This is a genomic window from Flavobacterium omnivorum, assembly GCF_900099915.1.
Taxonomy (GTDB): domain Bacteria; phylum Bacteroidota; class Bacteroidia; order Flavobacteriales; family Flavobacteriaceae; genus Flavobacterium; species Flavobacterium omnivorum.
Genome location: NZ_FNDB01000004.1, coordinates 272,929 through 291,014 on the forward strand (window position 1 = coordinate 272,929; position 18,086 = coordinate 291,014).

The 18,086-nt window shown below is 34.2% G+C and carries 16 protein-coding genes and 1 pseudogene; 5 read left to right on the forward strand and 12 right to left on the reverse strand.

From position 1 onward, the window contains the following. Window positions 1-10: 10 nt before the first annotated feature. From BLS90_RS06460 to BLS90_RS06500, 9 genes are all read right to left on the reverse strand, one after another. Entirely contained in the window at window positions 11-1,171 is a 1,161-nt protein-coding gene (locus BLS90_RS06460) for a Gfo/Idh/MocA family protein (RefSeq protein WP_245705056.1), read from the reverse strand. A gap of 10 nt (window positions 1,172-1,181) precedes the next feature. Beyond that, window positions 1,182-2,885 (reverse strand): GMC oxidoreductase, encoded by a 1,704-nt coding sequence (locus BLS90_RS06465; RefSeq protein WP_091256600.1) that lies wholly within the window; start codon window positions 2,883-2,885, stop codon window positions 1,182-1,184. A 48-nt stretch (window positions 2,886-2,933) separates the two neighbouring features. After that, a complete protein-coding gene (locus tag BLS90_RS06470) occupies window positions 2,934-3,497 on the reverse strand; it encodes a gluconate 2-dehydrogenase subunit 3 family protein (protein ID WP_091256603.1) in 564 nt (187 codons plus the stop codon). 459 nt (window positions 3,498-3,956) lie between these two features. Continuing rightward, the gene (locus BLS90_RS06475) at window positions 3,957-5,147 is read right to left on the reverse strand and encodes a hypothetical protein (RefSeq protein ID WP_091256605.1); all 1,191 of its coding nucleotides are present in this window, start codon (window positions 5,145-5,147) and stop codon (window positions 3,957-3,959) included. Between the two features lie 15 nt (window positions 5,148-5,162). Continuing rightward, window positions 5,163-5,993, reverse strand: a complete 831-nt coding sequence (locus tag BLS90_RS06480) for a type 1 glutamine amidotransferase (protein WP_091256608.1) — start codon at window positions 5,991-5,993, stop codon at window positions 5,163-5,165. Window positions 5,994-6,035: 42 nt separating this feature from the next. Next, the gene (locus BLS90_RS06485; RefSeq protein ID WP_091256610.1) at window positions 6,036-7,145 is read right to left on the reverse strand and encodes a carboxylate-amine ligase; all 1,110 of its coding nucleotides are present in this window, start codon (window positions 7,143-7,145) and stop codon (window positions 6,036-6,038) included. Between the two features lie 68 nt (window positions 7,146-7,213). Further along, entirely contained in the window at window positions 7,214-8,155 is a 942-nt protein-coding gene (locus tag BLS90_RS06490; RefSeq protein WP_091256613.1) for an ATP-grasp domain-containing protein, read from the reverse strand. 43 nt (window positions 8,156-8,198) lie between these two features. Then, window positions 8,199-8,912, reverse strand: coding sequence for an esterase family protein (locus tag BLS90_RS06495; RefSeq protein WP_091256616.1), 714 nt, complete (start codon window positions 8,910-8,912; stop codon window positions 8,199-8,201). Window positions 8,913-9,207: 295 nt separating this feature from the next. Continuing rightward, window positions 9,208-9,609 (reverse strand): glyoxalase, encoded by a 402-nt coding sequence (locus BLS90_RS06500; RefSeq protein WP_091256619.1) that lies wholly within the window; start codon window positions 9,607-9,609, stop codon window positions 9,208-9,210. Window positions 9,610-9,679: 70 nt separating this feature from the next. Between BLS90_RS06500 and BLS90_RS06505 the strand changes: the two are divergent. Beyond that, a pseudogene (locus tag BLS90_RS06505) lies at window positions 9,680-10,081 on the forward strand (acyl-CoA thioesterase). 19 nt (window positions 10,082-10,100) lie between these two features. Here BLS90_RS06505 and BLS90_RS06510 read toward each other — a convergent pair. Both BLS90_RS06510 and BLS90_RS06515 read right to left on the reverse strand, forming a co-directional pair. After that, window positions 10,101-11,357 carry a mechanosensitive ion channel family protein gene (locus tag BLS90_RS06510; protein WP_091256622.1) on the reverse strand — a complete coding sequence of 419 codons (1,257 nt, stop codon included), beginning with the start codon at window positions 11,355-11,357 and terminating at the stop codon, window positions 10,101-10,103. Further along, window positions 11,350-11,634 (reverse strand): DUF3817 domain-containing protein, encoded by a 285-nt coding sequence (locus tag BLS90_RS06515; protein WP_091256624.1) that lies wholly within the window; start codon window positions 11,632-11,634, stop codon window positions 11,350-11,352. Before BLS90_RS06515 ends, BLS90_RS06510 begins: the two co-directional genes overlap by 8 nt. Before the next feature lie 145 nt (window positions 11,635-11,779). Between BLS90_RS06515 and BLS90_RS06520 the strand changes: the two genes are divergently transcribed. The 4 genes from BLS90_RS06520 to BLS90_RS06535 all read left to right on the forward strand — a co-directional run bounded on the left by BLS90_RS06520 (window position 11,780) and on the right by BLS90_RS06535 (window position 16,495). Beyond that, window positions 11,780-12,307 carry a DUF6155 family protein gene (locus tag BLS90_RS06520; protein WP_091256626.1) on the forward strand — a complete coding sequence of 176 codons (528 nt, stop codon included), beginning with the start codon at window positions 11,780-11,782 and terminating at the stop codon, window positions 12,305-12,307. Between the two features lie 107 nt (window positions 12,308-12,414). Beyond that, entirely contained in the window at window positions 12,415-13,959 is a 1,545-nt protein-coding gene (locus BLS90_RS06525) for a DEAD/DEAH box helicase (protein WP_091256627.1), read from the forward strand. A 219-nt stretch (window positions 13,960-14,178) separates the two neighbouring features. Continuing rightward, window positions 14,179-15,516, forward strand: a complete 1,338-nt coding sequence (locus tag BLS90_RS06530; protein WP_091256824.1) for a DEAD/DEAH box helicase — start codon at window positions 14,179-14,181, stop codon at window positions 15,514-15,516. Between the two features lie 397 nt (window positions 15,517-15,913). Next, entirely contained in the window at window positions 15,914-16,495 is a 582-nt protein-coding gene (locus tag BLS90_RS06535; RefSeq protein WP_091256630.1) for an LOG family protein, read from the forward strand. 98 nt (window positions 16,496-16,593) lie between these two features. Here BLS90_RS06535 and BLS90_RS06540 read toward each other — a convergent pair whose 3' ends face one another. Next, window positions 16,594-17,805: a multidrug effflux MFS transporter gene (locus BLS90_RS06540; protein ID WP_091256826.1), complete on the reverse strand. Its 1,212-nt coding sequence runs from the start codon at window positions 17,803-17,805 to the stop codon at window positions 16,594-16,596. Between the last annotated feature and the right edge of the window lie 281 nt (window positions 17,806-18,086).

Here is an 18,086-nt window from a genome sequence, read left to right on the forward strand (position 1 = left end):
TCCTACTTTATTATAAAAGGTAAGGAGTCCATTTTTTATCCGATTGAGATGATGCTACTACATTTTCTATAAACGCCATTCCTCTTAATCCATCTTCGACAGAAGGGAAGTCTAGCATTTCAGGAGTAGGTTCGATGCCATCTAGTTTACAGCCTAATGTTAAAGCAAAGTTGCGATAAATATTAGCAAATGCTTCTAAATAACCTTCTGGATGGCCGCCGGGCGTACGACAATTATGAGTTGCAAAAGATGATAAATAGTTATAATTGGATCCAGCTCTTAAAATTTGAGCTGGCTCATTTAGCCATCTTACTGTTAAAGTGTTTGGATCGTGTTGAAACCACTCGATTCCACCTTTTTCGCCATAAACTCTGATTTTCAAAGCGTTTTCTTCTCCGGCTGCAACTTGCGATGCGATTAAAACTCCTTTAGCACCATTGTCAAATTTTAGCAAAACAGCGCCATCATCATCCATCAGGCGGCCTTCAACTAATGTGTTTAATTCTGCGCAAACATCAGTAATTTTAGCACCGATAATATATTCAGCTAAATGTGAGGCATGAGTTCCAATATCACCCATTACAGAACTTTTTCCAGATTTTTTAGGATCCGTTCTCCAAGCTGCTTGCGCGTTTCCTTCTCTTTCTGAAAGTGTGCTCAGCCAACCTTGAGGATATTCAACTAAAACTTTTCTGATCTTACCCAGTTTCCCTTCTCTAACCATTGCTTTCGCTTGCTTGACCATTGGATAACCAGAGTAGGTATGTGTTAAGCAAAGTATCAGTCCTGTTTCTTCCACTTTTTGTTTCAATAGTTTTGCTTCTTCCAATGAAAAAGTCATTGGTTTTTCAATTACTACATTAAAACCATGCTCCAAAGCCATCATTGCAGGTGCAAAATGTGCGAAATTTGGAGTAACAATAGTGACAAAATCGATTCTTTCGTCAGCAGGTAAAGCCGCTTCCGCTTTAATCATTTCGTCATACGTTAAATATGTTCTTGATTCCGGAAGAAACAAGGCTTTACCTGAGGCTCTTGCTGTTTCGGGTTTTATACTTAATGCTCCACACTTTAATTCAATTAGTCCATCCATATTGGCAGCTAAGCGGTGAATTGCACCTATAAAGGCATCTTGGCCACCACCGACCATTCCCATTCTTAATTTTCTCATAATGATGAACCTAAATATTTCCTTTTTTTAATTCTTTTACTGCATAATCACAGGCTCTTGCTGTTAAAGCCATAAATGTTAATGATGGATTTTGGCAAGCAATAGAAGGCATGCATGCACCATCTGTAACAAAAACATTACTTACTTCATGTAATTGATTCCACTTATTTAGTACAGAATCTTTAGGATCGTTCCCCATTCTGGCAGTACCCATTTCGTGAATAGCCATTCCAGGATAACAATCATTATCATAGGTTTGTACATTTTTGATTCCAGATGCTTCCAACATTTCCGCAGCATCATTCATCATGTCTTCGCGCATTTTTGCTTCATTTTCTTTGTATTCACAATCAATAGCCAAAACAGGTTGTCCCCATTTGTCTTTTTTATTATGATCGATATATACTTTATTTTCATAATACGGTAGCATTTCTCCAAAACCACCTAATCCCATACTCCAGGAATCAGCAGGTAATGACATAGTCGCTTTAAAGTTTTCACCAAAAGCTAATTCGGCAACTTCTTTATGCCATGATCCTCTACTGGCACCACCTTGGTAACCAAAACCTCTTAAATAATCACGTTTGTCATTTCCTACATTCTGGTATCGTGGAATGTAAATTCCGTTGGCTCTTCTTCCGTAGGTATATTTATCTTCAAAACCTTCAGCACTTCCTTCAGCACCACAACGGAAATGATGATCCATTAAATTATGTCCTAATTGTCCACTGGCGTTACCCATTCCATTTGGATGTGCCTCTGAAGTTGAGTTCAATAATAAGAAAGTAGAACCTAAAGTAGAAGCATTCACAAAAACAATTTTAGCAAAAAACTCCATGGTTTCATTTGTTTCTGCATCAATAACCATTACACCTTTTGCTTTTTTGGTGTCTTTGTCATAAATGATGTGATTTACGATGGAGTAGGGTCTTACAGTTAATCTATTGGTTGCCATAGCAGCAGGCAATGTTGATGATTGTGTACTAAAATAAGCTCCAAACGGACAACCACGGCTGCACAAATTTCTATATTGACAACTACCGCGTCCTTTATGAGGTACCGTTAAATTAGCGGTACGTCCAATAGTAAGAATTCGGGTTTTATTGTAATGTTTTTCAAGTCTTTCTTTAACTGATTTTTCTACACAGTTTAGATCCATTGGAGGTAAAAATTTACCGTCTGGTAATAATGGCCAATTTTCGGCTTGACCACTGATTCCTACAAATTTTTCTACATAATCGTACCATTTTGTAAGGTCTTTATAACGAATAGGCCAGTCGTTACCGTGACCATCTTTAGCATTATCTTCAAAGTTATGGTCACTAAAACGGTAACTTTGGCGACCCCACATCAACGATTTTCCACCCACATGAAATCCTCTGTACCAATCAAAACGTTTGTCTTCTGTGTACGGACATTCTAAATCATTAACCCACCATTTTTCGGTAGCCTCATTGTATGGATAATCTCTCGTTTGTACTGGATGTGTTCGTTTTTGTTCTTCAGTAAGTTTACCTGCGCGCTCAAATTCCCAGGGAGCTTTCATGGCAGATTCATAATCTGTAATATGTTCAATGTTCATTCCGCGTTCTAGCATCAGAACTTTTAATCCTTTTTCAGTAAGTTCTTTTGCAGCCCAACCGCCACTAATTCCTGATCCTACAACAATAGCATCATATGTATTTTCCGCTTTTAAATTGGTATTTATATTCACGTGTAGTATTTTTTATTTATTAAAATAATTTAAGATCATCGCTGACAATTAATTTGTTGCCCAAGCTTTTTGTCCTGGTACATAAGTAGCATTTCCATCATAACGTCCGGGAACAGGTAAATATTCACGCGCTTGTGTACATCCTATTTCAGATGAATAATATCCTAAAAGCGTTAAGTCTCTAGCTATTAAAAAGAAAGAAGGAGCTCTGTTGCTGGCAATTGCCTCATCACGCAAGGAAGTCATCAGTTTTTGACGTTCTTCAACAGACATTGACAAGAAATCTTTACCAAAATCTTTTGAACTTTGGTATTGCATTGCTTTTAATCCTGATGCAAAAATTTCTTGCATCTTCGCAGGATAGCAATCTCTAATAATCATTGGAATAAAAGCACCCAATCCTGCAGCTTTAGCTCCTGGTGAAGAGGCTGTAGTTGGTATAATAATGTCGGCGAATTCAGCCAAAATTTCTTCATCCGTAGCAGAAAAAGACACGTGGTTTTTCTCTTTTTCGGGCAAAGTAAAACTTTCAAATAAAACTCCCATTGTAGTTGCGGAGATTGCGCTTCCCATTAAAAACGCAACGCTTTTAAGTGCTTCTCTTCTATTCATTTGCTAATTATTAAAATTAATGATTATTCAAAATTTAGTATAACTTTACAATAATAAAGAAAAAAAAAACAGGTTGATTTTTTTTATGTTAAAATATTGAATAATTCCATATTTTTCAAATTATTAAGGAAATCAGACAAAAAAATTCATTAAAGTATCATTGAAATGGATGATATCTTCTAAAAAGTTACATTCAGGAAATTAAAAAAGGAAGAAAAGTCAGTATTAAATTTAAATTAATACTTTATTAACAAGTTATTATTTATAAAAAATAGATATAAATTCGATAAAAAGTCTTTCAATGCGTTAAAATGACATTTACACCAAAAAAATGTAGTCTATTGATGTTCAAATATTTTTTTTGTAAATTAAGATCAACTAACGTGATAATACGATAAAAAAACAAATAAAATTTCAGTTTGTTTCTTAAAAAATGTAAGACCCCAACGAGGATAATAGTTATCTTTCAAATAAACCCAAAGTACCACCAACCCAATCTTTATCTTTATTGAACTTTACGCCTATCATTTCACCACGGCTCAATCTTACAAGATTACACAGTAGAGTAGGGGATTTATCCTCTTTCTTCCAAACGCAAAGGATGCGCACTTCTGCTTTTACTTTGCCGTCAGGAGATTGAACAATAGGAAGGTAGTGTACCTTTTTTTGCAATATATAAAGTTCTTTTTCTACTACTGCTTCGATATCCGCTTGAGTAACATGGAAAATAACGCCTGTTCCTGAAAAGGAGAATAAGGGCTTTAAAACATAATTTTCTAAATCCTCAGGAATTTCCTTTAGCTCGCTTAAGAGTGTGGTTTCAATAAAATATTTTCCTTTTAAAAAGGGTAATATAAATTTACTGATTCTGAAAAACCAATTGGGGTGACCAGCCCATTCGACATCAACATCATCGGAGAAATTGAAATCAAGTTTTAAATCTGTACGCAAATCTAATTCATCAAAAATAACCCGATTATAGATTCGTTTTATCAAAATCTCATCACCGTTATCATTTTTGTAATACAGTTGTTTGCCTTTTTTTATCAATTCTGTAACACATACTATTGGAATACCGATATCCCTTTGACAATAATAAAAGTCAATTTTGGTATTTTGTTTTTCAGGTTCTATTTCAAGCAGAATGACATTTTCTGTGGGATGATTGTTGCAAATTGCGTCTTCAAGAATAGACATATACTCTTGCTGATCAACATCCGTTATGAAAGGAGTTAACTCTTTTAGAAAGGGATAGTGATTTTTAAATTTCTCATACAAATTGACTTGATAATTGTATAAAGATGGAAATCCTTGTACCTCGATTAATTTTGGGATAACCACGCCGTCTTCTTCGCAAATACCAAAATCAATGGCTAAAAAAGTAGTGTGTTCATCTTCATTAGGTACTTTCTGATTTATTTCTAAAGACTTGTCTGTAAATGATTTAAAGTCATTCTTTTTAATAAAAGCTATAACATCATTACAGCCCTCAATCAATTGATTTTTTAAGTCCTTCGAAATAAAAAAAGGGGTTTCTCCTAACCGGAATGTAGGCAAATAATTAAAATCGGAAGCAATATCATTTTTGAATTCCTGATATTTTTTTTCTGTAAATTGAGTATTAAATAACTCCCGATATTTTGCAATCATTTGAAATAGATGGTATTAATTAGAAAGCATTTTTTTTGTTTTCATCAAGTCATTTATCGCTATCCGAAGGAAATTAGGGATTAATGTTTCATTGGTTCTGTAAATTTTATCATCATCCATTAGATCCTCTAACATGTTGCGAAACTTCTTTTTTCCTTTCATATTCTTGATTTTCTCCTTCGCATCTTTATTTCTCATGTGTGAAACAAAGCTTATTGGATCTGCTTCAGGATGAAATTGTGTACCTACAAAATAATCAGTAAACCGAACTGCCATAATTGCGCGTTCGTATTGCACATGATCTCTAATTTTCTCCAAAGAGATAATTTTAGCTCCTTTTTTAGCGAAAATACTGAGTTTTGGTTGTACCACTTGATAATCTCTAGAATCAATTGCATAAAAAGGATCAGCCAAACCTTCAAATAAAGGATCGGTAATGCCTTCTTTTGTTTTATGAATAGTCATTACTCCAAAAGAGGTGTCGTTTCTTTTTGTAATTGTCGCTAATCCAAAATGCAAGCAAGCCATTTGGAACGAATGACAAATAAACAGCACATGCTTTTTTATTTCGTTTTCATTATTCCACTTTGTCAACGAATCAATGAATTCATAGTATTTGGTATCCCAATTTCCATCTCCTATCAAAGGATTTCCGGGGCCTCCAGTAGAAATATAAATATCGAATTTACTGATATCTGGTAATTCGCATTTTCCTCGAACATCAAATATTTCAAAACTCACTACAGGACTAAATCTGTTCACCACATCAATAATACAGCGCATGCCCTGATTGGGTTCTCCGTTGTACATATCTAAGAGTGCAATTTTTATAATTTTATTTAACATAATCGTAGTTCTAAAAAATAATAAGCAAAGGTACTTTATATTTTATAATCCCTTGGTAAACTCACCTGTTATAAAGTCGACCACACTTGACAGACTTCCTGTTTCTTGAAAAACAGCCAATTGCTTATCGGCTCCGGTTCCATGTTTCAGAATTTCATGAACGTAATTGATATCGTCTCGACTGCCTAATTCGTCCACTACATCATCAATAAAATCTAGTAATTCTAAAATTAGCATTTTTGTTTCCACCTCCTTTTGCAAACCAAAATCAATCATGTTATTCTCAATTCCGTAGCGTGCAGCTCGAAATTTATTTTCCTTAATTAAAGCCAATCGATAGACGTTAAAACTAGTATTGTTCATGTTCAATTTGTACAATTTGGCTACAATTGCTTGAATTATAGCGACAATGCAAATCGTTTCATCGACTGTCAATGACATATCGCAAATCCTAAATTCAATCGTGTTATAAAACGGATGCAGACGCAAATCCCACCAAATTTTCTTAGGGTTATCAATGCAATTAGTTTTTACCAGAGTTTCCAGATAATTATCATACGAACTAACAGAATCAAAATATTCTGGCAATCCTGTCCTCGGAAATTTATCAAAAACCTTTGTTCTAAAGGATTTATAACCGGTTTGTCTTCCTTCCCAAAATGGGGAATTAGTCGAAAGCGCAAAGATATGCGGCAAAAAATAAGTGGCCTGATTCATCAATTGTAAACCAATTTCTCGATTTTCAATTCCTACGTGGCAATGCATTCCAAAAATTAAATTAGAACGCGCTGCATCCTGCAATTCATTGACTATATCGTGATATCTTGGATCGTCAGTGATAGGCTGATCTTGCCATTTCGAAAAAGGATGTGTACCAGCTCCGCCAACAATTAGATCTTGTTTGTCGGCCAATTCTACAATTTTAGAGCGCAAAAACCGAATCTCATTTTTAGCATCATTTACATTATTGCAAATATTAGTTCCCACTTCCACTACAGATTGATGCATTTCAGCCTTTACCTGCTCATTCAAAATAATTTTAGCACCATCCACAATTTTAGATAAATGCGACCGCAAATCTCTTGAAACAGGATCTATAATTTGGTATTCTTCTTCTACACCAAGTGTAAAAACAGGTAGTTTCTTTAACATAATTATTTTTTTAGTGTTCAGTCGCAGTCGCAGTTTTCAGTCTGTTTACTGAATACTGTGGCTGAAAACTATTTTACTGCATCTTTAATAAAAGTTCCCCAAGTCAAATTCATCTTTCCTGCTTTTTGTTTTTTTGCGGCAGCAATAGCCATTTTCGCAGCCTCTTCAACGACCCACTCAAAATTTTCAGCACCAACTGAAGTTAATTCAGCGTCAGGGGCAGGATTTCCAAAATCTATCGCATACGGAATCCCGTCACGAACGGCAAATTCTACGGTATTAAAATCGTATCCTAAGCCTTTACACAGTTTTAAAGTATAGTCTTTTATAGTGGCTAATAATTTTGTATCTACTGGAGGACCATTAATTACATAACGCAAATGATGGGGATTCCTTGGTTCGTATTGCATAATTCTAACGGCTTTGCAACCCAAACAGTACACTCTAAAATATTCCGTAAAAACGATTTCCTCTTGTAACATCATTACTAATTGTCCTGTTTCCTGATGTTTTTCCCAAAATTCTTCAATGTTTTCTAAACGGTATACGTTTTTCCAACCACCGCCAGCGTAGGGTTTCATATACGCAGGAAAGCCAATATATTGAAATATTCCTTCCCAATCCATTGGGTATTTTAGGTTGCGAAATGATTTTCCAGTCGTGTCTGTAGGATGTTCAGCCGAAGGAAGAATTACAGTGTTAGGTAATGGAACGCCCAACGTGACCGCTAATGAATTGTTGAAAAACTTGTCATCAGCGCTCCACCAAAACGGATTGTTGATTACATTGGTTCCTGTTAAAGCAGCGTTTTTTAAATAGGCACGATAAAAAGGGACATCTTGTGATATTCGGTCAATAATTACAGCATATTCTCCATCTTTATTTTGAACTACTTTATCAATAGCGACTGCTTCTGCAATTATTCCTTTTTCATTTTTTGAATTCACACGATCTATAAATGCTTGTGGAAACGTATCTTCCATTCCAAATAATATCCCAATTTTTTTCATCTTGTTGCTGGTCTTTATACTTAATACTCGATTCTTGCTACTTTTAAAAAAACTTGATTCTTGATAAATAGTGGGGAAACATTTCTTGCCAAACAGGCCAATCGTGTTTTCGTTCCTGACGAATGTCTAACCAATGGTGGATATTTCTATCCGTAAGCACTTTACTCATTTTTAGGTTAGCGTCAAAACAAATGTCCCAATTAGAGGTGCCAAGAACAATGTCCATATTCCATAATTCGCGGTCGTCTAGTCCATACAAATAATCTTCAGGACTATTGTAAAATACATCGTCATTATGAAAACCATCCAAGAAACTCTTGATATTGAAAGCACCACTCATAGAAAATAGGTGACTTACATAACAAGGATGTCTAAATGCAAAATTTGCGGCATGATAGCCCCCAAAACTGCAACCTGCCATAGCTACTTTTCCTGAGGAAGTATTGTTTTTTATCATCTCAACAATTTCATAGCAAATCATTTTGTCATATCTGACGTGATTTTCTATGCGATGAACAGAATGAATATTTTTATTGTAAAAACTATCTTTGTCAATACTATCCGGACAAAATATTTGGATTAAACCTTGCTCAAGGTACCATTTTGCGGATCCGATCAATCCCATATCTTTATTTTCATGGTAACTTCCCATCGAAGTTGGAAATAAGATCACAGGATATCCAGTATGTCCAAAAACCAACATTTCAATATCTCTATTTAAATTTGGAGAATACCATTTGAAATACTCTTCTTTCATACTATTTACTTTTAACAATTATAATGAAAAAAATCATACAAAAAGCACATAATAGCATACTTAACTACTATTTATTATAAAAGAGATTAGGATTACCAAATTGGAAATAAATGGTAATTTTTAGATAAATAAGGCCCTGTTTTTTAAATTAAAATCAATAAACCCAAATCGGTTTAACCGCTTGTTATGCTAAAAAAAATATTTTGTAAGCCAAAATTAAGCATCTTGACTAAATCAATTATTTCCTTTTTATGTAATTGAAGTAATAAAAATAAAAAAGGTGAAAATTGCTTCTCTACTTTGACTTTGTTTCAAAGAGTTGTACTTGACTTTTTAATCGTTCCACTAACATACTCATCATTCGCTTGTTTATTTTAGAGGCGTTTTTTGAATAAATATCGTATTCCGTTGCGGTAAATAAACCGATTACCATTCCTTTTAAGATATTTCTAAACTTGGTATCTTTTTGTACTGCATTTTCCATAGTAGCCATTTTTTTTTCGATGGTATAGGTTTGAAAATCAGTTTTATTTTTGCTTGCATAATTGAGGAAAGAAGCAATAAATAAGTCATTTTGTAACTTTAGAATAGGGCGAAGTACCTCATTTTGAAATGATTCTTCTGTTGTAGATTGTGTGGTTACTGAACCTATTGTTTGTCCTCTAAAATCATTTAAAAATGTATCTCGTGTGTTCATTTTTTTTTCTTTAAAATTAAAAAAAAATGAAATAGGAATAGCTTAATTTTACACTTATAAATAAAAAATTATGAGATTTCATACCCGAAAACGAGTAAAATCCGAAGATTTAAACCCCCAATGGTACTTTATTTTGAGGTAAATTATGAACTTGGATCGATGAAGAATTAGCTGTGCACACCATTATGCATCTACAAAACACCCGAATCTTAACTAAAAACAGGTCAAAAATCAATTTTAGAAGTCAGCGAGACAAGGTAATATTATCGAAATTGGTATTGATGTCATCAAATTTGGAATTACTTCCCAGACTTTAAAGTGTGAGGCAAGAAACATGATGAAGCGCGAAACGATTATCACATTTGATCATACTACAATGGTAGATTTAGACGCGGATGGAAAACCAAAAGCCCATGGAAAATCGGCAATAGAATATATCAACGTTAAGCTATATGATTGTAAATTAAAGTAGTACGTGTTTGGTATTTTCTTTATATTTTGAAATCAGTTTCAGAGATAGTTTCAAAAATTTCCAAATCAAAATAACCTACTGAGGCAATAATATGATCAAATATATCAGACATGATGTATTCGTAATTCTCAAATCGTTTGTCATGGGAAAACGCATAAACTTCCAGAGGAACACCATGCGAAGTAGATTGCAACTGGCGACAAAGCATCAACATGTCTTTATTTAATTCAGGATAATTTAGTAAATATTCTGTTATATATTTTCGAAATAAGCCTAAATTGGTCATGTTTCGACCATTAATTGCAAGTGATTTGTCTATTTTATTTGCTGCGTTGTATTCATCAATTTCTACTTTTCGGTTGTCAAGATAATCCGATATTAGATGAATTTTTTTTAAATTATCCAATTCTGCTTCTTCTAAAAACCGAATACTACTTGTTTTAATAAGTATATGTCTTTTAATACGTCGACCGTCAGAATTCAGCATGCCTCGCCAGTTTTGAAACGAATCCGAACTCAAACTATAGGTAGGAATAGTAGTGGTGGTATTATCAAAATTTCGAACTTTTACCGTTGCTAAATTGATTTCGATGACATCGCCATCGGCTCCAAATTTATCCATTGTGATCCAGTCTCCAATTCGAACCATATCATTTATAGAAACCTGAACACTGGATACAAAACCCAAAATAGTATCTCTGAAAATTAAGATAATTACCGCCGAAACAGCTCCTAAAATCGTCAATAGCTCTTTTTGATCAATTTCAAACAATTTTGAAATGATTAAGGTTATTCCAATCACCCATAGCATGATCATAATGACCTGAATAAAACTATCGATTGGCTTATCGCTGTAGCGGGGTTTTAACTTTAAGTAATCCCGCAGCGCATTAAAAATAGTGCGTATAATCCATAGCACTAAAATGATGATGTAGATTCCGACGAGCTTGCCAAAAAAAGTTTCCCAATAAACAAATCGATCCAAAATTATGGGAACTGATTTGTAAATAAATAAAAGTGGAATTAAGTGCGCAATATATTTGGCTGTCTTATTTGTAACTAATAAATCGTCAAATTTAGTTTTAGTTTTTTGAGCAATAACGGCCATTATAGTAACTAAAACAAGACGAAAAATAACATAGATGACATACGCCATCAAGCATAAAACAATAATATTCAATACTAAACTAAGATACGAAGCGGTGCTGCTTCCCAATCCCCATTTACGAAAAACAGGATATAGAAAAGTGAATATTTTCTCTATAAATTTATACATTTTGTAAATATTTCTTATCTACATAAAAAGTTCCAAAAGGAATTAGAGAACCCAAACTGATAATTCCAAATTTTTTATAATCCCAGTTTTGTTCAAATTTCAGCATAATAGCTAATATGATATAACTTACAAATAGGATTCCGTGAGCCATTCCTATTGGGAAAAGCAATGTTTTATAAAGAACTAAATTAGTTGGTTTTACGGCTAGCATATTTGAAAATAAAGCCAAATAAGAAACGCCTTCGAGTATAGCGACAATTTTGAAAATTTTGAGCATAAGATTAAATTTAGGTATAAAAGTAAAAAAATAGGTTTTGAAAAAAGGAACATTTACCTTTATTTGTGTAAAATTAAGTAATATCCTTGATTTACGGCACATTGATTCCTAAAGTAAATTACTTTTGTATCCTTAAACTTTGATAATGAGCAAACGCGATTTAAAAAAATATTTGTCTGAATTAAATAAAGAGCAACTCGAAGAACAAATTATCGAATTGTATGAGAAATTCAGTCCCGTAAAAGTGTATTATAATTTTGTTTTTAATCCAAAGGAAGAAACACTTTTACAGGAATGCAAACTCAAAATTTCAAACGAATACTATCCTCTAAAAAAATCGGGGAGACGCAGCAAACCAAAAATGAGACGCTCCGTTGCTCAAAAATACATCAAACATTTCATTCTTTTGGGTGTAGATCCCTTTGTAATTGCCGATGTTATGCTTTACAATATTGAAATTGCTCAAACATTTGCTTTGGAAAATGTAATCAAGCACGAATTATTTTTTAAAAGTATGTTCAATTCCTTTGAACAAGCCGTTATTTTTTTGATTTCAAATGGAATACTGCAGGAGTTCAAATCCCGATTAAAAGTCATTCATCAGCAAACAATCAACCAGAAATGGTATAATGAACCTGAATTTAATGCCGTTTTAGAACGTATTGAGTATTAAATGGTGTTATAATTGAATTTTATTTAATCTATCCCCTTTTTTTTTAATTAAAAGTGACAGTTAAACTGTTTTTTAGGCGTATTTTTGCAAAAATCCAACAATAAGCAATGTCCCAAAACACTTCAGAAATAGAAATCGAAGACAAAAAAGAACTTTACGCCTATCAAAAAGGCGATATTGATGCCATATTTGAGCGCATAGATAATGCACCTCCTCAGCACCATTTATTATACCAGTTGCCTACTGGTGGCGGAAAAACAGTAGTTTTTTCAGAAATCGTTCGCCGATATTTATCACAACATGATAAAAAAGTAGTTGTTTTAACACACCGAATTGAGTTGTGCAAGCAAACTTCAAAAATGCTGAAGGGTTTTGACGTAAAAAACAAAATTATCAACAGTAAAGTAAAAGAACTTCCGGACCAAAACGATTATTCTTGTTTTGTTGCCATGGTTGAAACCTTGAAAAACCGTATCAACGATGAAAAACTACATTTAGATAATGTAGGTTTAGTAATCATCGATGAGGCGCATTACAACTCTTTTAGAAAATTATTAAGTTCTTTTAAAAATGCTTTCATTTTAGGAGTTACCGCAACACCTTTAAGTTCAAATATTAAGTTGCCAATGCATGAAAGCTACGATGAATTAATCGTAGGCGATACCATTAGCTCTTTGATCGCTAATGGATTTTTAGCAAAAGCAGTCACATATAGTTATGATGTGGGTTTGACCTCCTTAAAAGTAGGAATCAACGGAGATTATACGGTAAAATCATCAGATGATTTATATACCAATATGGCCATGCAGGAAAAATTATTGCATGCCTACACGGAGAAATCGTTAGGTAAGAAAACCCTAATTTTCAATAATGGAATCAATACATCATTATATGTTTATGAAACATTTAGAGAAGCCGGTTATGCCATTCGCCATTTAGATAATACCAGCAATAACGAGGAGAGAAAAGATATTTTACATTGGTTCAAACACACGCCGGATGCTATTTTAACGTCAGTTGGGATTCTTACCACCGGTTTTGATGAGCCTACAGTAGAAACTATAATATTGAATAGAGCTACAAAATCTTTGACATTATACTATCAAATGATTGGTCGTGGTTCCAGAAAATTGCCTAATAAAGATGTTTTTAACGTAATCGATTTAGGAAATAATGCGGCAAGATTTGGACTGTGGAGCGAGCCGGTTAACTGGCAACACATCTTTAAATCACCCGAGTTTTACTTGGAAAATTTACGTGATGATACGGAAATTGAATTGTATTTTAAATACAGCATGCCACCTGAATTGCGTGAAAAATTTAGCAAAACGGCCGTTGTAGCCTTTGATGTTGATGAAGAGCACAAACTCATCATTAAACAAAATTTGCGTTCCAAAGAAGTGCTGGAAAAATCCTTAGAACAACACGCTGCTATGTGTGTAGATAATTCGGATACTTTGCAAGAGGCCAAAATATTGGGAAAATTGTTAGAGGATGACATTGATTGCCGCATCAAACGCTACTCCAAATGTTTAAGTCAGTGCAGCAAAAATTACCGCGAGTGGCTTGTTGACGATTACAAATTGAAACTGATATTGTTAACCGGGAAAAAATATCGTGAAAAAATCATGAACGAACCGGACGAAGATTAACACTAACGCTCAGGTTTAAGTATCAATAACATCAGTTCAAGTGTTTTTTTGTAGCGAAGCAAAACAAAAAATGTATAGAGAACCGTTTTTAGGAGCTAATCCCGCTGTACACTATATCTGTTGTGGCGAACCCCGCCACAACAGGATGTCGTTTCCATCGGGGCTAAAAATTACCGTAACATAACAACTATTTTTTATAAAAACACAAAATCCAAAAAAATGCCAAAACAATTCTCTGATTTAGGAATTTCAGCACCACTAGTACAAGCGCTTACCGAAATGAAAATTGTGGTACCAACAGAAATTCAACAAAAAACAATTCCACTTTTTTTAGCTAATGAAACGGATTTGGTTGGATTGGCTAAAACCGGTACCGGAAAAACGGCGGCTTTTGGATTGCCTATTTTACAATTAATAGATACTGATTTACCAGTATTACAAGCTGTGATTTTAGTTCCAACGCGCGAACTAGGACATCAAATTTTTAGAAACTTAGAAGATTTTGCAAAATATTTACCACAAGTTTCTATAGCAGCAACTTGTGGTGGAATCCCAATAAAACCACAAATCGAAAGACTTGCATTGGCTACGCACATTGTGGTAGCAACTCCAGGTCGTTTAATCGATTTGATTCAGCGCAAAGCAATCAACCTAAAAGAAACCAAATTCCTCGTGCTTGATGAAGCTGATGAAATGGTAACCATATTAAAAGAAAGCTTAGACGAAATTGTTGCCGAATTGCCAAAAGAACACAAAACAATATTGTTCTCAGCAACAATGCCCGGAACAATCAAACAATTAGTTCAGAATTACTTACATAAAAATGTAGTAGAAGTTCGGGCCAACATGGAAACGGTAGGAAATCAAGGCATTGACCACGAATACATTGTAGTAGATCCTATTGAAAAACTTGATGTTTTGATGCATTTCTTGAATTCGAAAGATGGAGAACGCGGAATCATCTTTTGTAAAACCAAAGCGGCGGTTAATAAATTAGCCAAAAACTTAGCCATCAATCGCTTTTCATCAGGCGCTTTGCACGGCAGTTTATCGCAAGGAATTCGTGACCGAATCATGGAGCAATTCCGTGAAGGACATATCAATATATTAGTCGCAACAGATTTAGCCGCAAGAGGAATAGACGTTAAGGAAATCTCTTATGTGGTGAATTACCATTTACCTGATGTGTACGAAGCATATGTTCACCGAAGCGGGAGAACCGCAAGGGCAGGAGCAAAGGGACTTTCTTTGACTGTTTTACAACCGGAAGAAGTAGTTGAAATTGCCGATTTTGAAAAAGAACTAGGAATCAAATTCACCGAGTTTAAAAAACCAAGCGCGTTAAGCATCGAAGAAAACAACGCCCTTTTATGGGCAAAACAAATCTTCAAGACAAAACCCAACCATGAGGTAGATACAGAATTGAAAACCAAAATAAAAACCGTTTTCCATCATTTGACCAAAGACGAGTTGATCGAAAAACTGTTGGCTAATTATTTGCTACAAAACAAAAACGAACCGACAGAGAAACCAGTAAAAAGACAAAAAATGAAATAGGAATTATTTCACATCAAAATTGAAAAACCATTGCAAGGCTTGAGAAAGTCATGCAATGGTTTTTTTATGGTTCTGTTTTAGATAATATTATATAAAAAAGGGTTTTACTTTATCATTTGTAATAAAATTTTTATAGTTTAGCTGAATAAATATAAGGACTATTAGGGCATGAGGTTAACCAAATTTGGATGAGTAAGAGACATTTTGTGACATCAATTTTCAAGATTTGCGTTTATTTTGTCATTTTAACGAAGGAGAAATCACATAACATGAGCAATAAATAAAATTTGCTAAGCCTATTCGAGTTTTACTCTCGGGTCTCCTGCGACGAAATGACAAACCACCATAAATGTATCAATTAAAAGCTTCCTTTTTCTAATATACAAAAACAATTACAATGAAAAGAATTACAGTTTTTTGCGGTTCCAGCATGGGAACAGACGAAGTATTCCAATCACAAGCGACCATCTTGGGTCAAACATTAGCCAAACAAAATATTGAATTAGTTTATGGTGGCGCAAATATTGGCCTTATGGGAGCAGTCGCAGATGGCGTTTTGGGCGAAGGAGGTAGAGTAATTGGAGTTATTCCGTTCTTTTTGCAATCCAAAGAAATTGCACATACCAATTTGACAGAGTTAATTGTAGTAGACACGATGCACGAAAGAAAGACAAAAATGAATGCGCTTTGCAACGGCGTTATCGCAATGCCAGGAGGTTTCGGTACGCTTGAAGAATTATTTGAAATGCTCACTTGGGCACAACTTGGACTGCATAAAAAACCTATTGGCCTTTTAAATACAAACGGTTTTTATGACGCTTTAATCATTTTAATCCAGACCATGGTAGATAAAGGATTCTTAAAAGCCGTCAATCAACAAATGCTTTTAGTTAGCGATAACGCTAATGAATTACTGGAGAATATGAAAAACTATGAAGCTCCTGTAGTTACAAAATGGATTAATAAAGAAACACTATGACGACAATTCATAAACGTTTTCAACTAACGCTTTAAAACTCCTTCAATTAAGAAAGAGCTAAGTGTTGCGGAGAAAATTCGAAAAGCATGAAATTTCAATTATTCTTCTGCTGAAGTTGTAACTATTTTTTTAATATTTCGCTTGCCAAGAATTAAAATGAGCAACGCCAGAACGGTTGAAACCGTCATAATCATCACCATAGGCAACATAGAATTGGTTACAAAAATTCCCACTGCAAAGGATGCAAAAGCGCCTAATCCCAATTGAATAGCACCCATAAGCGCTGAGGCGCTTCCTGCATTTCTAGCAAAAGGAGCAAGGGTAAGTCCTGCTGTATTCGGGTTTGAAATTCCTAAACAAGCCAGAAATAAAAATAACATTGCGATAGTTTCATACAATCCTAAAAGATCATTCACTGCTAAAATTAGAAATATAACGCTAATCACGGTTTGTGAAAGTAAGGCTCCTAAAATCATTTGTTCACTATTGAACTTTCTTAATAGCAACGAATTCAATTGACTGGCACTTATGAAACTCAATGACATAAACGCAAATATCCAACCATAGGTTTTGGCATCGACCTTAAATATATCCATAAATAAAATAGGAGAGGCGGCCACGTAAGTAAATAAACCAGAGAACGCAATGGCTCCTGCAAAAGAGTAGGTGTAAAATTGTGGTTCTTTCAGAATCTTAATAAAATTAGTAATAATTGGTTTGGGTTTAAGTGAAATAGAAGTGTCCGGCAAATAAGTATTGGGTAAAATAATCTGGGCGGCAATTAGAATTACGATTCCCATGCACATCAAGATAAAAAATACAGTATGCCAGCCATAATCCTCGGTTACGTAACCGCCAATTGTTGGCGCCAGCATTGGAGAAAGCCCTACAACTAACATCAACATGGAAAATACTTTTGGAATATCTTTCACAGGAAATAAATCTCGAACCATAGATACAGAAGCTACGGTTGCCGCACAACTGCCAACTGCTTGAATGAAACGCAAGCCAATAAAAGTATCTATATCAGTTACGAAGACGCAACCTAAGGATGCTACTATGTAAACCAACAATCCAATAAAAAGGGGTTTTTTTCGGCCAAAACGATCTAACAACGGACCATAAAGTAATTGACCTGCCGAAATTCCAATAAAATAACTGGATAAAGTCATGGACACGTTGGCAACAGAAGTATTCAAATCTTTAGCAATTCCAGCAAAACCTGGCAAATACATATCGATTGAAAATGGGCCAAGTGCGGTAAGAGAACCTAAAATGAGGATTAATTTAACGTATTTTTTTTTAGGCATTTCGGTATTGTTCATTTAAGTCGCAATTTTTAATTTTTTGCAAAGGTAAATAATTAAGAAACGAATCAAACCACTTTCCGCACTAATATGATTTATGATAATGGACGAATAGCTGCTAAGTAAAATAAATTAGGCACCATAATTCTAATTGTAAAACATAAATATACGGTAGATTTATATTCATTAGGATTTCAAAATGGCACTAGAAAACATAGCGAAACTATATTTGAAAAAGGATCAATCAAAACAAGATTTATTTGGTTATGATTTCAAAATGATCG

What these genes read in the sequence shown, in the direction of transcription:
- BLS90_RS06460 (WP_245705056.1), bottom strand. Translation starts at nt 1,171, where the DNA reads ATGAGAAAATTAAGAATGGGAATGGTCGGTGGTGGCCAAGATGCCTTT.
- BLS90_RS06480 (WP_091256608.1), bottom strand. Translation starts at nt 5,993, where the DNA reads ATGTTAAATAAAATTATAAAAATTGCACTCTTAGATATGTACAACGGA.
- BLS90_RS06490 (WP_091256613.1), bottom strand. Translation starts at nt 8,155, where the DNA reads ATGAAAAAAATTGGGATATTATTTGGAATGGAAGATACGTTTCCACAA.
- BLS90_RS06525 (WP_091256627.1), top strand. Translation starts at nt 12,415, where the DNA reads ATGTCCCAAAACACTTCAGAAATAGAAATCGAAGACAAAAAAGAACTT.
- BLS90_RS06500 (WP_091256619.1), bottom strand. Translation starts at nt 9,609, where the DNA reads ATGAACACACGAGATACATTTTTAAATGATTTTAGAGGACAAACAATA.
- BLS90_RS06515 (WP_091256624.1), bottom strand. Translation starts at nt 11,634, where the DNA reads ATGCTCAAAATTTTCAAAATTGTCGCTATACTCGAAGGCGTTTCTTAT.
- BLS90_RS06510 (WP_091256622.1), bottom strand. Translation starts at nt 11,357, where the DNA reads ATGTATAAATTTATAGAGAAAATATTCACTTTTCTATATCCTGTTTTT.
- BLS90_RS06470 (WP_091256603.1), bottom strand. Translation starts at nt 3,497, where the DNA reads ATGAATAGAAGAGAAGCACTTAAAAGCGTTGCGTTTTTAATGGGAAGC.
- BLS90_RS06495 (WP_091256616.1), bottom strand. Translation starts at nt 8,912, where the DNA reads ATGAAAGAAGAGTATTTCAAATGGTATTCTCCAAATTTAAATAGAGAT.
- BLS90_RS06530 (WP_091256824.1), top strand. Translation starts at nt 14,179, where the DNA reads ATGCCAAAACAATTCTCTGATTTAGGAATTTCAGCACCACTAGTACAA.
- BLS90_RS06520 (WP_091256626.1), top strand. Translation starts at nt 11,780, where the DNA reads ATGAGCAAACGCGATTTAAAAAAATATTTGTCTGAATTAAATAAAGAG.
- BLS90_RS06535 (WP_091256630.1), top strand. Translation starts at nt 15,914, where the DNA reads ATGAAAAGAATTACAGTTTTTTGCGGTTCCAGCATGGGAACAGACGAA.
- BLS90_RS06540 (WP_091256826.1), bottom strand. Translation starts at nt 17,805, where the DNA reads ATGCCTAAAAAAAAATACGTTAAATTAATCCTCATTTTAGGTTCTCTT.
- BLS90_RS06475 (WP_091256605.1), bottom strand. Translation starts at nt 5,147, where the DNA reads ATGATTGCAAAATATCGGGAGTTATTTAATACTCAATTTACAGAAAAA.
- BLS90_RS06485 (WP_091256610.1), bottom strand. Translation starts at nt 7,145, where the DNA reads ATGTTAAAGAAACTACCTGTTTTTACACTTGGTGTAGAAGAAGAATAC.